Annotated in this window: 11 protein-coding genes; 1 reads left to right on the plus strand and 10 read right to left on the minus strand. The window is 69.8% G+C overall.

Annotation, left to right across the window (positions count from 1 at the left end):
* Nucleotide 1: 1 nt before the first annotated feature.
* From N8I87_RS40855 to N8I87_RS40900, 10 genes are all read right to left on the minus strand, one after another.
* Nucleotides 2–1,060 (minus strand): carbohydrate ABC transporter permease, encoded by a 1,059-nt coding sequence (locus N8I87_RS40855; protein WP_263215978.1) that lies wholly within the window; start codon nt 1,058–1,060, stop codon nt 2–4.
* A gap of 85 nt (nt 1,061–1,145) precedes the next feature.
* A complete protein-coding gene (locus tag N8I87_RS40860; protein ID WP_263215979.1) occupies nt 1,146–2,411 on the minus strand; it encodes an ABC transporter substrate-binding protein in 1,266 nt (421 codons plus the stop codon).
* A gap of 196 nt (nt 2,412–2,607) precedes the next feature.
* Nucleotides 2,608–3,777 (minus strand): glycoside hydrolase family 88 protein, encoded by a 1,170-nt coding sequence (locus N8I87_RS40865; protein WP_263215980.1) that lies wholly within the window; start codon nt 3,775–3,777, stop codon nt 2,608–2,610.
* Nucleotides 3,778–3,779: 2 nt separating this feature from the next.
* On the minus strand, nt 3,780–5,279 hold the full coding sequence (locus N8I87_RS40870; protein WP_263215981.1) for an aldehyde dehydrogenase family protein: 1,500 nt from the start codon (nt 5,277–5,279) through the stop codon (nt 3,780–3,782).
* Between the two features lie 19 nt (nt 5,280–5,298).
* Complete coding sequence (locus N8I87_RS40875; protein ID WP_263215982.1) at nt 5,299–6,096, minus strand: enoyl-CoA hydratase/isomerase family protein; 798 nt, start codon at nt 6,094–6,096, stop codon at nt 5,299–5,301.
* Nucleotides 6,089–7,684, minus strand: a complete 1,596-nt coding sequence (locus tag N8I87_RS40880; RefSeq protein WP_263215983.1) for an acyl CoA:acetate/3-ketoacid CoA transferase — start codon at nt 7,682–7,684, stop codon at nt 6,089–6,091. Before N8I87_RS40880 ends, N8I87_RS40875 begins: the two co-directional genes overlap by 8 nt.
* A complete protein-coding gene (locus N8I87_RS40885) occupies nt 7,681–8,712 on the minus strand; it encodes a Gfo/Idh/MocA family protein (RefSeq protein ID WP_263215984.1) in 1,032 nt (343 codons plus the stop codon). The genes N8I87_RS40880 and N8I87_RS40885 overlap by 4 nt, the downstream gene beginning before the upstream one ends.
* Entirely contained in the window at nt 8,709–9,752 is a 1,044-nt protein-coding gene (locus N8I87_RS40890) for a LacI family DNA-binding transcriptional regulator (protein ID WP_263215985.1), read from the minus strand. Before N8I87_RS40890 ends, N8I87_RS40885 begins: the two co-directional genes overlap by 4 nt.
* 39 nt (nt 9,753–9,791) lie before the next feature.
* Entirely contained in the window at nt 9,792–11,378 is a 1,587-nt protein-coding gene (locus N8I87_RS40895) for a GMC family oxidoreductase (protein ID WP_263215986.1), read from the minus strand.
* 389 nt (nt 11,379–11,767) lie between these two features.
* The gene (locus tag N8I87_RS40900; RefSeq protein WP_263215987.1) at nt 11,768–12,469 is read right to left on the minus strand and encodes an HAD family hydrolase; all 702 of its coding nucleotides are present in this window, start codon (nt 12,467–12,469) and stop codon (nt 11,768–11,770) included.
* A gap of 430 nt (nt 12,470–12,899) precedes the next feature.
* Here N8I87_RS40900 and N8I87_RS40905 point away from each other — a divergent pair, with 430 nt between their 5' ends.
* Nucleotides 12,900–14,435 (plus strand): MFS transporter, encoded by a 1,536-nt coding sequence (locus tag N8I87_RS40905; protein WP_263215988.1) that lies wholly within the window; start codon nt 12,900–12,902, stop codon nt 14,433–14,435.
* Nucleotides 14,436–14,529 lie beyond the last annotated feature (94 nt).

The raw sequence follows: 14,529 nt of genomic DNA on the forward strand, positions 1-14,529 counted from the left end.
GTCAGGAGTCCTCTCGGGCATAGGTGCGGGCGAGGTAGGGCACGACGACCGCGCAGACCAGCAGCAGCATCACGACGCTCGCCGCGGCGCCGGCGTTGTAGTGCAGCGCACGGAACATCTGCTCGTAGACGAAGATGCCGGGGACGTCGGTGCTGAATCCGACTCCACTGCCCGCCATCGCGTACACCAGGTCGAAGATCTTCAGGCTGACGTGCCCGAGGATGACCACGGTGGTCAGCGTGACCGGCCGCAGCATCGGAAGGATCACCTTGCGGTAGGTCTGGAGGGGTCCGGCACCGTCCATCAGGGCTGCCTCCCTGACCTCGTCGGGGATGGCGGCCAGGCCCGCGAGGTACATGGCCATCGCGAACCCGCCGAGTTGCCATGCGGCGGCGATCACGACGGGGATGAGGGCCAGGGGGATGCCCACCTGGGTGTGCAGAAAGGTGCCGCCCGGGATGATCGGCTCCAGTACGCCGTTGAGCTCCCCGGCGACGCGGTGGTCGGTGATCCAGTCGGGCTGCAGTGGCTTGCCGGTCATGGAGGCGTAGGCGCCGGAGACGCCGGTGGCCTTGAGCAGCAGGTTGGCCCCGGTCTGCGGGGTGAAGATCCACCGCCAGACCACGCCGGTGACGATGAACGACAGGGCGTAGGGGAAGAGGAAGACGCTGCGGAAGAAGGCCCGGCCGATGACGACGTGGTGCACCAGGATGGCCAGGACGAGCCCGATGGCGACCGAGGCGACGAGGAACAGCAGCGTGAAGACGATGGTGTTGCGCAGGTCCGCCTGGAAGCGTGGGGTGGAGAACAGGTCCGCGTAGTTGCCCAGGGCGTCACCGCGCAGGGTGGTGTCGCGGTTGAAGGGGTTCCACCGCTGGGTCAGGGAGATGAAAACGGTGAAGCCGATGAAGCCGTAGACGAAGACGGCCAGCAGGATGAAGCTCGGCGCGACGAGCGCGGGGCCGAGCCAGGTGCGGCGCAGCCGGGCCCAGCGCCCGTGGCTCCTGAGGCGGCTGGTGCGGGCAGGCTGTCGTGCCGGGACCGTGCTCGTGTGGGTCATGGTGGACTCTTCTGTCGCTGGTGGTTCGGTGGTCGGGCGTCCCCGGCCGGGTGGGCCGAGGACACCCCGCTGCTCCAACGCTGCGTCACTTCCGCGCGGCGCCGTCGAGAGCCTTGACGAAGGCGTCGATGTCCTTGTTCGAGTTGAGCTGGTTGACGGCGTCGAAGAAGGCCTGCTGGAAGCCCGGCGACGTGGCTTCACCGTGGACCAGCGTGCTGACCAGCGTCTTGTGCCGGAAGTCCTGGGCGGCCGCCTGCTGGTAGGACCCCAGTGACGACACGTCGACATCGGTGCGTACGGGGGTGGAGCCCTTCGCCTTGTTGAAGGCCAGCTGGCTCTCCTTGCTGCCGACCGAGGCGATCCACTTCTTCACCAGATCGGGGTTGTCGCTGCTCGCCGAGGCCACGAAGACGTCGCCGACGGTGACGAAGACGTTCTCCGAGCCCGGGAAAGGCACGTACCCGAAGTCCTTGCCGTCGCGCTTGCCGTCCTTGAGCAGCTCGCCGTACGCCCAGTCGCCCATGGTGTTGAAGCCGCAGCCGCCGTCGGCCATCCGCTTCACGGCCTGGTCCCAGGTCAGGGCGGAGTGGTCGCTGTTGACCCGGTCGAGCAGCCCCGTGTACTCCTTCACCGCGGCACGGACGTCCGGGTCGGACCAGTGCGTCCTGCCTTCGACCAGCCGTTCCCATCCCGCGGCGCCCAGGCGGCCGACGAGGACGTTCTCCAGGACCTCGGCGGAGGCGAAGATGTCCTTGTCGCCCAGGCACAGCGGGGTCTTGCCCTTGGCGCGGAGCTTGTCGAGTGCGCGGTCGAACTCCTGTCGGCTGAGGTGGTCGCCGACTCTGATCCCGGCCCCGGCGAGGACCTTCTTGTTGAACCACAGGACGTTGCCGCGGTGGACGCCGGTGAGGACACCGTAGACCTTGCCGTTCCGGCTCATCGCGTCGATGAGCGGCTTCGGCATGGCGGAGTTCCACTTGTTCACGGTGTAGACGTCGGTGAGGTCGAGGGCCAGGCCGTTGTCGACGACCTCGCCCATCGCCTTGCCCGGGTGGGTCTGCCAGGTGTCGGGCGGGTTGCCGCCGACCAGCCGGGTCTGAAGGACCTGCTGGGCGTTGGATCCGCCGCCGCCGGAGACCGCCGCGTTGCGCACCGTCACACCGGGGTTGGCCTTCTTGAAGTTGTCGATCAGGGCGTTGAGGGCGGCGGCCTCCGATCCGGAGGTCCACCAGGAGAAGACCTCCACCTTGTCGGTCTTCTGGCCGCCGGCGGCTGATCCACCGCCGCAGGCGGTGGCGGTCAGGGCGGTCACGGCGGTCAGTGCCGCGAGCCAGAGGGGTGTTCTTCTCATGTCATCGAGCTCCTTGCGCGTGCGGGCAGGTACGGGGGTTTCACCGGCTGGGGCGCGCGGGGGCACGCCGCGGCAGCGGGCGTCTGGGCGCGTGGGGGGAGGACCCGGGTAAGGGAAAAGAGGGGAAGAGGAGCGGACGGGCCACCGCGAAATGCGGCGGTGGGCGGCCGGCGCCCGCGGCCCTGCGAGGAAACGATCAGGCGGTCGGCCGGGCGACGGCCGCGGCGGTCAAGGGGCCACCGAGGATCTTGTGGAGCGCTTCGGTGAAGAAGTAGTCGCCCCACATGACGCTTTCATCGACACCGAGCCCCTTGGACTCGTGGTAAGAGGCGCGCTTCAGTACGCCCTCCCAGGACGGATCGTGCGATGCCAGGAAGTCCTCCTGGCACAACCGGTCCAGTGCGGCGAACGCATGGCCGCGGTAGCGTGCCGCCCGCTCGCCGTCCACCAGGTCCGCGAGCTGGAGCAGACCGCTGACCGCGATCGCGGCGGCGGAACTCTCGTACGGCAGACGGGGGTCGGGCTCGTCCCAGTCGTTGGGCGGGACCAGCCGGTCGCCGGTGCGCGCGAGGTAGTGGTCGGCACAGGCGATCGCGGTGTCCAGGTAGTCGCGCTCGCCGGTGAGGGCGTAGCAGGTGCCGAATCCGTACAGGGCCCAGGTCTGGCCGCGGGCCCAACTGGAGTCGGGGCGCCAGCCCTGCTGGGTGCTCTGGCGCAGGAACTCACCGGTCGACAGGTCGAATATGCCCTCGTGTGCGGTGCTTCCGTCGCCACGGACCAGATGACGCCGGGTGGTGCGGCAGTGCTGGTGGGCGATGTCCAGCAGGGCGTCGTCTCCGCTGTGCTGTGCGGCGTGGAAGACGATGCCGACGTTCATCATGATGTCGATGAACAGGCTGTCGGGGGCGAGGAAGGACCGCAGGTACCGGCCCGCAGCGTTGTAGCGCAGGCCCATGGTGCGTCCGGCGGTCACCACGACATCGTTCTTGGCTGCGTCGCCGGTCAGGTCGTACCACCGCTTCCAGGTGGGCCAGAAGACGAACCCGAGGTCGTGCACGTTCCGGTCGTGCTTGCGGTCCTCCACCAGCAGGGAGTAGTGCTCGGCCCGGCGCCGCCACAGGGGATCACCGGTGACCTCGGCGAAGATCCACATCTGGCCGCCGAGGAAGCCCTCGCACCAGTTGGTCCAGGCCTCCTTGCCGTGCTGCCAGCGGCCGCCCTCGGTGTAGAGGGGGAAGTAGTCGCCGTGCGAGGTGACCAGCCGGTCCACCTTCTCCTGGGCGACACCGAGCGCGCGTTCGGCGGCGGCGCGCAGCGAGGCGGGCGGATTGAGGCCCTGTGCGGCGGCTGCGACGGTCTGTGTCATGGTCAGTGCGTTCCTTCCGCGGGGACCCACGGCGTGCGTCGTGGGCCGGTGTGCACCACCACGCTCTTCAGCTCGGTGAAGGCGTCGACGGCGTGCCGTCCGAGTTCGCGACCGATCCCGCTCTCGCCGTAGCCCCCGAAGCTGATCTCGGGGAAGCCGTCCATGAAGCAGTTGACCCAGACCGTTCCGGCCCGGCTGCGACGTGCGTAGGCGAGGGCGGTGTCGACGTCCCGGGTCCACACCGCCGACGACAGGCCGTAGGGGGTGGAGTTGGTGATCGAGACGGCTTCGTCGAGGGAACCGAAGCGCAGCACCGACAACACCGGTCCGAAGATCTCCGTCGTCGCGATCGGCATGTCCGCGGTGACGTGGTCGAAGACGGTCGGGGCGTAGAACCGGCCCGTGGGGGTGTCGAGGCGGTGCCCGCCGAGCAGCAGTTGGGCGCCGGCCTCGGTGCCTTCGCCGACGAGCTGTTCGATGACCTCCAACTGTTCGTCGCTGGCAATGGCGCCGACCTTCGTGGTCTCGTCGAGGGGGTCTCCGACCACCACCCGCCGGGCGTGCTGCACCACGCGCTCGACGAATTCGTCGGCGATGTCGTGGTGCACCAGCAGCCTGCTTCCGGAGTTGCAGCACTCTCCCTGGTTGAACAGCACTCCGAAGACCACGGCGTCGACGGCGGCGTCGAGATCGGCGTCGGGGAAGACGACCTGTGGGTTCTTGCCGCCGAGTTCCAGCTCGACCCTCTTGAGGGTCTGGGCGGCGGCGGTCATGACCTTCTTGCCGACCTCGGTGGAGCCGGTGAAGGAGACCATGTCCACCAGCGGATGCTCGCTCAGCCGGGAACCGACGCCCCCCTTGCCGGTGACGATGTTGACCACGCCGGCCGGGATACCGGCCTCGGTCACCAGGTCACCGAGGATGACGGTGGTCCCCGGGGTCAGCTGGCTCGGCTTGACCACCGCTGTGCAGCCGACGGCGAGCGCGAAGGGCAGCTTCTGGCTGACGATGAGCAGGGGGAAGTTCCAGGGGGTGATGATGCCGACGACGCCGACCGGTTCGCGCAGGGCCAGGCCCAGGTAGTCGCCGCCGAGGGCGTTGTGGGAGTCGCCGTAGGCGTGCTGGGCCAGGGTGGCCGCGTAGTACCACAGCTCGGCGGTGGTGGCGACCTCGCCGCGTGCCTGTGCGATGGGCTTGCCGCTCTCCAATGCCTCCACGCGGGCCAGTTCCTCGGCGTGTTCCTCCACGAGTGCGGCGACGCGCCTCAGGAGGCGGGCGCGCTCCATACCGGGCAGGTCACGCCAGCGGCCGTCGTCGAACGCCTTGCGGGCGGTATCCACGGCCAGGTCGACCTCCTGCGGGGTCGCCTCGGCGTATTCGCCGACGACGCGGTCGTGGGCGGGGCTGGTACGGGCGAACCGCCGCTGCTCGGGCGCGTGGATGTGCTCGCCGCCGATGAGCAGGGGATAGCGGCGCGGCTCGGTGGTTTCGGTGGTGGTCATGGCAGGGATCTCCAGTGGTTCATCGGCCGCGGAAGTGGGGCGTGCGCCGTTCGCGGAAGGCGGCCAGCCCCTCGGCGCGGTCGTCGGTGGCGGCGGACAGCGCCCCGGCGAGGGCTTCGAACGCCTCGGCGCTGGACGGTGTCGCATGGTTGAGCACCTGCTTGGCCAGTTGCACCGCCACGGGGCCGCGGCGGGCGACGGCGGCGGCGAGGCGCTCGGCGGTCTCCTGCACCTCGTCGGCGGGCGCGACCTCGTCGACCAGGCCCCACTGCAGGGCCGTGGGCGCGTCGACGAGGTCACCGGTGAGGATCAGCCGCTTGGCCCGGGCCGGACCGACAAGGGCCATGAGGCGGGCGGTGCCTCCCCAACCGGGCAGGGTGCCGATGCCCACCTCCGGCAGGCCCAGCGTTGCGGTGTCCGCGGCGACACGCAGGTCGCAAGCCAGGGCCAGTTCCAGGCCGCCGCCGAAGGCACCCGCCTGGAGCACCGCGATGGTCGGCTGCCGCAGGCACGCCAGCTGGCGGAATGCCTCGTGACCGGTGTGGACCCAGTGCCGCCACACGGCCAGCGCGTCGTGGTCCGCGAAGGCCCCGAGGTCGGCTCCGGCACAGAAGGCGCGGTCTCCCTCTGCGGCGACCAGGACGACGCGAATCGTTTCGTCGGCGTGGACGGCTTCGGTGTGCCCGGCCAACTGCTCCAGCATCGCCGGGGTCAGCGCGTTGAGTTTCTCGGGCCGTGCCAGACGGATCACGGCCGTGTCGCCGTGACGCTCCAGCCGGACGGCGCCTGCGGGCGGGGTCGAACGGGTGTCACTCATGGTGGCCTCCCGCGGCCAGGTCGAGCGCGATCGGCTCGGGGCGGAACAGCCGGGCGTCCATGACGGTGAGCCGGTCGCTGACCCGCAGCGGGAAGCCCGCGCGTTCCACCACGTCCCGTTGGACGTCGGCCCCGGGGGCGATCTCGGTGACCGTCAGCCCTTCGGGCAGGAGCCTCATCACACACCGCTCGGTCACGACGGTGATGCGCCGGCCCTCGGCCAGTGCCCGTCTGCCGCTGAAGGTGACCTGCTGGACGGCGTCGACGAACTTCGCCGCCGCACCGTCCCGGCGGATGCGCAGTGCGCCGTCCTCGATCGCGAGGTCGCTGCGGCCCGCGGTGAAGTATCCGCTGAAGACCAGGTGGCGGGCGTTGGCGGTGATGTCGGCGAAGCCGCCCACACCGGCGGTGATGTGGGAACGGCCGGGCAGCGCCGAGACGTTGACGTTGCCTTCGGCGTCGATCTCCAGGAACGACAGCATCGAGGTGTCGAACGCCCCGCTCTGCAGATACGTGAACTGGTCCGCGGACGCGAGGATCGCCTCGGGGTTCAGCGCGCACCCGAAGGCGAATCCGGTGAGCGGGAAACCGCCGACCGCGCCCTGCTCGATGACCCAGGTGACATCGGTGTGGCAGCCCTCCTCCAGCAGTACTCGCGGCACGAGGGCCGATATGCCGAAGCCGAGGTTCACGACGGCGTCTCGGACGAGTTCCATGGCGGCGCGCCGCGCGATCACCTTCTCCAGCCCGAACGCGGCGGGCCCCACCTCCGTCAGCGGGCGGCGCAGCGCACCGGCCAGGGCCGGGTCGAACGGGGTCTGGGTGGTCTGCATCTGCTCGGTGTCGACGACGATGCGGTCGACGAGGACGCCGGGGACGCGCACCTGCTGCGCCGGTAGTGTGCCGGCCTCGGCTATGCGCTTGACCTGGGCGATGACCAGGCCGCCATGCGCCCGCGCGGCCAGCGCCTGGTCGAGAGCACCGAGGGGTGAACCCTCGTCCTCCATGGTGAGGTTGCCGTGCTCGTCCGCGGTGGTCGCCCGGATGATGGCCACGTCCACACCGATGGCCGGATAGAACAGCCACTCGCGTCCGTCGAACTGCTCCACCCGCACGAACTGCGGGGTGGCCGCGTTCATGCGCCCGCCCTCTCGGCGCGGGTCGACGAAGGTGTCCAGGCCGACGGTCGTCAGGACGCCCGGCTGGCCGGTCGCGGCGCTGCGGTGCATCTGGAACAGCACGCCGGACGGCAGGTTGTACGCCTGCACCTCTCCGGCCTCGATCAGTTTGCGGATCAGCGGTGGCTCCGCGGACGACGGCCCGCTCGGATAGGAGCCGGCGAACACCCGGTCCAGCAGGCCGGGTTGGGCGAGGTGGTCGATGCCCTTGATGCCGTACATGTCGCCGGCGGCGATGGGGTGCAAGGTGGTCAGCCCCCGTGGCGCGCCGGTCGCGCCGAACCGCTCGCCGAGGGCACGCAGGACGGCGTCGGGACAGCCGAGCCCGCTGGAGGAACTGACCGACACCACCGCGCCGTCCGGCACGAGAGCGGCCGCCTCCGCTGGGCTGATCACTGGTTTGCGTGTCACAACGCCTCGTCCTCCAGGGTGCTGATGGGTGTCACGGGGGTGCGGGTGCCGGTGCGCAGCGCGTCACGGACGGCGAGGGCGACGGCGAGGGACGCGAATCCGTCGGTGCCCGTGGCCAGAGGCGTGCCGTCGCCGTGGACGGCGTCGGCGAAGGCCCGCAGGCCGGTGATGTAGAGGTCGTCGCGGGGGCCGACGTCGACGGGCGTGCTGGTGCCGCCCCGGCGGAGCACCACCTCGCCGTCGGGGTCCTGGGTCATCGCGTCGGTGGCGAACACCGAGCCGTCGGTGCCGTGCACCTCCAGGGCCGTCCCGGCGTGCGGGACGGTGAACGCGTCGTGGGCGCAGGCGAGGACGTCGTCCTCAAGACGCAGTACCGCCATGGCGGCGTCCTCGACACCGGGTGCGGCCAGCCCCTGGTTGACGGCGGTCGCGGTCACGTCGAGCACCTCCCGGCCGAGCACGAAGCGCAGGGCGTCGGCATCGTGGACGGTGATGTCGAAGACGACTCCACCGCCGGCGGTGGGGTTCTTCAGCCGCCAGCCGCGCAACCGCTCGGGGAGCTCGACGGCGTGGTGGACCCGGACCGCCAGGGGCCGGCCGATGCCACCGTCCGCCACCAGCTTTTGGATCGATCTAATAACGGGCGAGGCGCGCAGGTGGTGGTTGGTGCCGAGCACCACCCCAGCGGCGCGTGCGGCGCGGACGATGTCGGCGGCGTCGTCCAGGGTCATCGCCAGCGGCTTCTCGCACAGCACGTGCCGACCCGCCGCCGCGGCGTCAACGGCCTGGTCTCGGTGCAGTTCGTTGGTGGTGCTGATGTACACCGCGTCCGCCGGCACCGACAGGGCCTCCTCGAGCGTGCCCGCAGCTACCGGCACCTGATGACGCTCGGCGAATCGCCGGCCGCGCTCGGGACTGCCGCTGAGGACGGCCACCGGCTCCTGGCCGAGCGCCCGCATCGCGGGAATCATCCGCGTGGCGGCGATGTCGCTCGCTCCGACCAGGACCCACCGCAAGGGCCTGTTCATACCGTCTCCTTCTCACTGTGTTCTTCGGGGCGGCAGCCACAGGAGGCGCGCACCACCAGCTGGGGCACACTGACGTCGCTCTCCGGAGGGCCGTCCGGACGCTCTATGCGCCTGATGAGCAACTGGGCGGCACGTTCACCCAGTTCACGAGGCCTGATGGCCACGGTGGTCAGCGCCGGGTGCTGCATGGCCGACTCCGCGATGTCGTCGAAGCCCGTGACCCGCACGTCCTCGCCGACGCGGATCCCGAGTTCCTCGCAGGCGAGGAGGACACCGAAGGCGACGACGTCGCTGTAGCACACGATGGCGTCGGGGCGGTCCTTGCGGCGCAGCATGTCGAGTGCCGCCTCGTATCCACCCTGCCGGGTCGCGGGGCTGGGCACCGACCTGCTCGCCGGGAGCGTGCGCCGTCTGGCGGCCAGCGCCTCCTCCACGCCGCGCTGGCGGTCGTACCGTGCCGAGGAGCGCTCGGGCCCGCCGAGGAAGGCGACCTTGCGCGCCCCGTGTTCCAGCAGGTGCTCGGTGGCGGCACGGGCGCCCACCACATTGTCGGCCCCCACGTACGGGGCGGGGTGGCCGTCGACGTAGCGGACGACCAGCAGATGCGGAACCCGGGCCGTCACCAGGGGACGCAGATCCGCGGCGGTGGTGTCGTGCGCCGGGGTGATCAGCAGGCCGTCCGCTCCGTACTCCTGCATCACCCGGGTCAGGTCGGCCTGCTTGGCCGTGGACTCGTAGTTGTGGCCGAGCAGGACGACGATGCCCGCGTCCGCGAGGGCCGCCTCCACACCGACCGTCAGTTCGGCGAAGAAGGGGTTGGAGACATCGGTGACGAGCAGTCCCACGGTGTGCGAGCGGCGGCTGCGCAGGCTTGCGGCACCGCGGTGGTAGACGTACCCGAGCCGGTCCATCGACGCACGCACGCGCGCCCGGGTCGAGTCCGCGACCAGCGGGCTCTCCCTCAGCACGAGCGACACGGTCGCACGTGAGACCTTCGCGTCCGCCGCCACGTCCGCCAGCGTGACCCTAGCCTTGCCCATTCCCCCGCCGCCTTTCGTCCACTTCGCCGGCCCTCACCTTCATGCCTCACCCAGGATGTGCGCGGCACCCTTCTCGCCGATCATGATGGACGGCGCCTGGGTGTTGCCGCTGATCAGTGTCGGCATGATGGAGGCGTCTGTCACACGCAGCCCCTCGAGCCCGTGCACGCGCAGGTCCGTGTCGACCACGGCCATGTCGTCGCCGCCCATCTTGCAGGTGCCCACGGGGTGGTAGTCGGTCTTGGACCACTGCTTGATGTAGGCGCGAATCTCCTGCTTGGTGCGCACCTGGGCTCCGGGCATGTGCTCGCGCTTGATCAGCGGCGCGAAGGCGGACGTGGCCAGCAGTTCGCGGCCCTTCTCGAAAGCCGTCATCGAGACGTCCCAGTCGTACGGGTCTGCGAGGAAGTTGGGGTCGATGGCGGGCGGGACGAGGGGGTCGGCCGAGCGCAGCGTCACCTCTCCGATGCTGCGCGGGCGGAGATTACAGGTGTTGATCGTGACCCCGTGGCCCTTGATGCGCTGCCGGCCGTGGTCGACGACGTACGCCGGCAGACAGTGGATCTGGATGTCGGGCGAGCGGACCTCCTCGCTGCTGCGAAGGAACGCGCCCGCCTCCGCCACGCACGCCGTGACCGGGCCGGTGCGGAACAGCAGGTACTGCAGCCCGTGCCGCAGGGCGCGGTCCCAGCGGTCCTCCTGGTTGTAGCTGACCGGGGCCGTCTCAGCCGTGATGTAGACATCCATGTGGTCCTGCAGGTTCTTCCCCACGCCCTTGAGGTCGTGGACCACGGGGATGCCGAGTCGGCTCAGTTCCTCGCCCGGCCCGATACCGGACAGCAGGAGCAGCCGAGGCGAGTTGACGGCACCACCGCTGAGGATCACCTCGCCGTCGGCGTAGGCGGCGTATTCCTTCCCGCCCCGCAGGTACGTCACGCCCACCGCCCGGCCGCGCTCCACCAGCACCCGGGTGGCCGTCGCCTCCGTGACGACGGTGAGGTTGGGGCGCCGCCGCGCCGGTCGCAGGAAGGCGGTGGCGGTGCTCTCCCGCCGGGCGTTGCGCTGGGTGACGTCGTAGTAGCCGACACCGTCCTGTTCGGCGCCGTTGAAATCGTGGCTGTAAGAGAGGCCGATCTCCTGGCCCGCTCGCACGAACGCCTTGGTCAGGGGATTGTGCATGAGCTGCTCGACGACGCTCATCGGCCCCGAGGTGCCGTGGAACTCGTCCGCGAGCCGCTCGTTGGACTCCGACTTCCTGAAGTACGGCAGGACGTCCTGGTACCCCCAGCCCTTGTTGCCCAGGTCCCGCCACTCGTCGTAGTCCAGCCGGTGGCCCCGGATGTAGATCATGGCGTTGATCGAGGTGCTGCCGCCCAGCGTTCTCCCCTGCGGGTAGTACATCGGGCGGCCGTCGAGATGGCGCTGGGGGACCGTCTCGAAGCGCCAGTTGACCTTCGGGCTGGTGAGCTTGGTGAAGCCGACCGGCATGTGGATCAACGGAGACCGGTCCGCCGGTCCGGCCTCCAGGAGAAGTACCTGGTGATCCGGGTTCGCGCTGAGCCGGTTCGCCACCACGCACCCGGCGGCCCCGGCGCCCACGACCACGTAGGTGAAGCGGTCGACCATGACGTTCACTCCTTCACGACCGGCTCTTTAGACCGATCTAAATCTGCGTTGGAGCGATCTAAATGCCGAGCTCCCGACCCGTCAAGGGGGGCTGCACGAAAAACTCTACGCGCACGGCGCCGAGCCCCTTCCGACGGTCGAGCCGGAAGAGCCGGGCAAGCCGTACAGCATAGGGCGTCCGGCCCGCGCCCGGGCGCCGGCCCGTACCGATGAGTGGGTTTTGACCTGCGAGAACACGTTGATCCGGCCGGGCAGCCGATGCGAGGACGCCAACGTGACCGGCAGTCGGCCGGCAGGCAGCGCGGGGGATCCTGCCGCGTGCGGCGCCGAGGGTCCGGCGCCTGCCACTGGCGGCGATCCGAGCCACCGGTGTTAGATCGATCCAATAGCTAGCGCCGCGTGTCCCGGCGGCGGGCGGACCCACCGCAGATCCACACGTAGGCCGTCTCGGCCACAAAGGCGCTCCGGCCCTCCGCGAAGACCAGGCCGGCGGTGGCGAACGACGCGACATCCGTCCCGCCGGCCGGGACGGCGATGCAGCTCATCCCTGCCCGGTACGCCGCCTCCACCCCTGGTACGGCGTCCTCGATGACGACACAGCGGCCCGGCGCAGCCCCCAGCCGCTGCGCGGCCTCCAGGAACACGTCTGGGGCGGGTTTACCGCGGCCGACCTCCTCGGCCGACACCACCACGGAGATCATGTCGTCCAGGCCGGCTGAGCGGAGCACGGACATGATGGCGGCCCGGGAAGATCCCGATGCAATCGCCATCGGCAGCCCGGCTCCTCGCAGCAGACCGACCAACCTGCGCATCTGCGGAAAGACGTGCATCGACCGGCCGGCCAGCTCCAGGTAGCACCGGTTCTGCTGCCTCAGCAACTCCTCGACGGCGGTCACGATGCCGTACCGCTCCCGCAGCACCTCGAGCGTCTCCTTGGTGCCGACGCCGACGAACTCCTCGTGGTCCGACCAGGTGTAGTCCCTGACGCCATGATCGATGAAGAGACGGCGCGCCGACTCGTAGTACAGCGGTTCGCTGTCCACCAGAGTGCCGTCCAAGTCGAATATCACTGCTTGTGCAAGGTCGCTCATGCCTCGGATGATGTCACGCTCGTCAGCGACCAATCCGTCAGAGCGCTGGAAGACACGATCGATCTGCCGGTGGTCAGGACGACCGACTCGGGTATGAGGACGGCTTCGGCGCATGGCGCCAAGTCCAGGAGCGGAGCTACGTCTTCCGGCACCGGGAGACGGGGCACACCACAGACGCGCGATCGGTGCGGGCGTACCACCGAGGGGATCCACTCACCGCGACGTAGGTGCGGCGCAGTCCGTCCGCCGGCTGGCAGCCCCGGCCGTGTTCGTGACCAGGCTGGTGACGAGCCTGGACGGCGTGCGCCGGGCCTCGGCTGACCCGAACGCTGGGCTCCCGCGCGTGTCGGCCCGTCAGAGCCCGGCGGGTGCGCGGTGGCACGGGTTAGCGTCGACCGACATGCGACGTGGGAGTACGGGAGGTATTGCGGTGCCGACGGTTCCGTCACGCACCAACGCGACAACCCTGCCCATCATCCTCGGCCTTTCCCTCGCTTTCACGGTCACGGTCGTCGACCCGTTGGTGCTCAGCCTGAATCTGCCGCAGGTGAGCCGGGCCCTTCATGTCCCGGCGCAGGCACTCGGACTGCTGGGCGGAGCGGCGACGCTGGTGATGGCCTCCGCCGTCCTCGCCGCGGGCGGTCTCGGGGACATCTTCGGGCTCAAGCGGCTGCTGATGCTGGGACTGGTCGTCGTCACGGTCGTCGACCTGCTCTCCATGTTTTCCCCCGGCTACGGCTTCCTGCTGGCGATGCGTTTTCTGGACGGGCTGGGGATGACCGCGCTGCTGGCAGTGCCGCTGGCCCTGCTGAAAGTGTCGGTACCGCCAGAGAAGCGGCCACTGGGCATCGGCGTCCTGATGGCCGTCACAACGATCTTGTGCGGAGTGATCCCCACGTTCACGGGCTGGGCGGTGGTGGCCGTCGGCTGGCGGTTCCTGTTCCTGATCGCCCCCCTGCTGTGCCTGGTCTCGCTCTGGTTGACGGCCCGGTACGTCCCCGAGTCACCCGTCCAGCAGGGCCGTCGCCTCGACGTGGTGGGTGTGACCCTGATCGGCACCGCCCTGCTGGTCCTCGTCGTCGGCCTCGCGGCGGCGCAGAACGGCATCTCCCGGCCCGAGGCCTTGGTGCCGTTCGCGGTCAGCACAGTCGTCGCCGTGTTCTTCGTGCTCCACGAACGTCAGACTCCTGAACCTGCCCTCGACCTGGCGCTGTTCCGCAGCGCACCGTTCAACGTGGCCCTGGCGGCGACCCTCACGCTGAACTTCCTCGCCGCCGGACTCAGCATCGTCCTGGGGCAGTTCGGAAGCGTCGTGCTGTCGCTGTCCCCCGAGGCCATCGGCTTGCTGTACCTTCCCGGCACACTACTGATCGCCGGTGCCCTGATCCTGGCCGGGAGCCTGGTGGGCAAGTACACCCCGCGGCCGGTGATGGTCACCGGCCTGCTGGTGATGGCGGCAAGCGGGCTGGTGATGGCGGGCACGGCGGGCCCCACGATGGCTGTGTGGCTGCTCGTGCCGACCACATGGCTGTGCAACCTCGGGTCTCTGGTCACCTCCACATCAGTGTCCGAGACGGTGCTCTCCCAAGCACCGCCCGGGCATTCCGGCACGGTGGCCTCCGTTCAGATGGCTTTCGCGATGACCGGCTCCGCGCTCGGACCCACCGTCTACCTTCTGCTCTTCAACTTCTTCTTCCAGCGGGAGTGGCTGGCGGACGCAAAGTCACGCGACCTGTCGGTGAGAAAGGCCGAACAGGCCGTGGATGCCGTGCGCAGCGGGATGGCGCAGAGCCCGGGTGGCGTCGGATACGACCCGAACTTGCTCCGACAGGCTTCAGGACTGAAACTCGGACTGGACTTCGCCGACGGACTGCGGCTCACCATGCTGGCGGTCAGCATCCTGCCCCTCATGGTGGCGACGGTGGCCTTCTTGCTGATGCCTCGCCGCAAGGAGTCCCGGGCGTAGGGCTCAGCCCGGGCCGCGGTGAGCTGATGTCGGTCTTGGCGCAGAGCCGCTCAATGCCGGATTCGCGCGGGCGGGGCCGGCTCCGCAGACAGGC

Origin of the sequence: Streptomyces sp. HUAS 15-9, from assembly GCF_025642155.1 — a bacterium.
GTDB lineage: Bacteria > Actinomycetota > Actinomycetes > Streptomycetales > Streptomycetaceae > Streptomyces.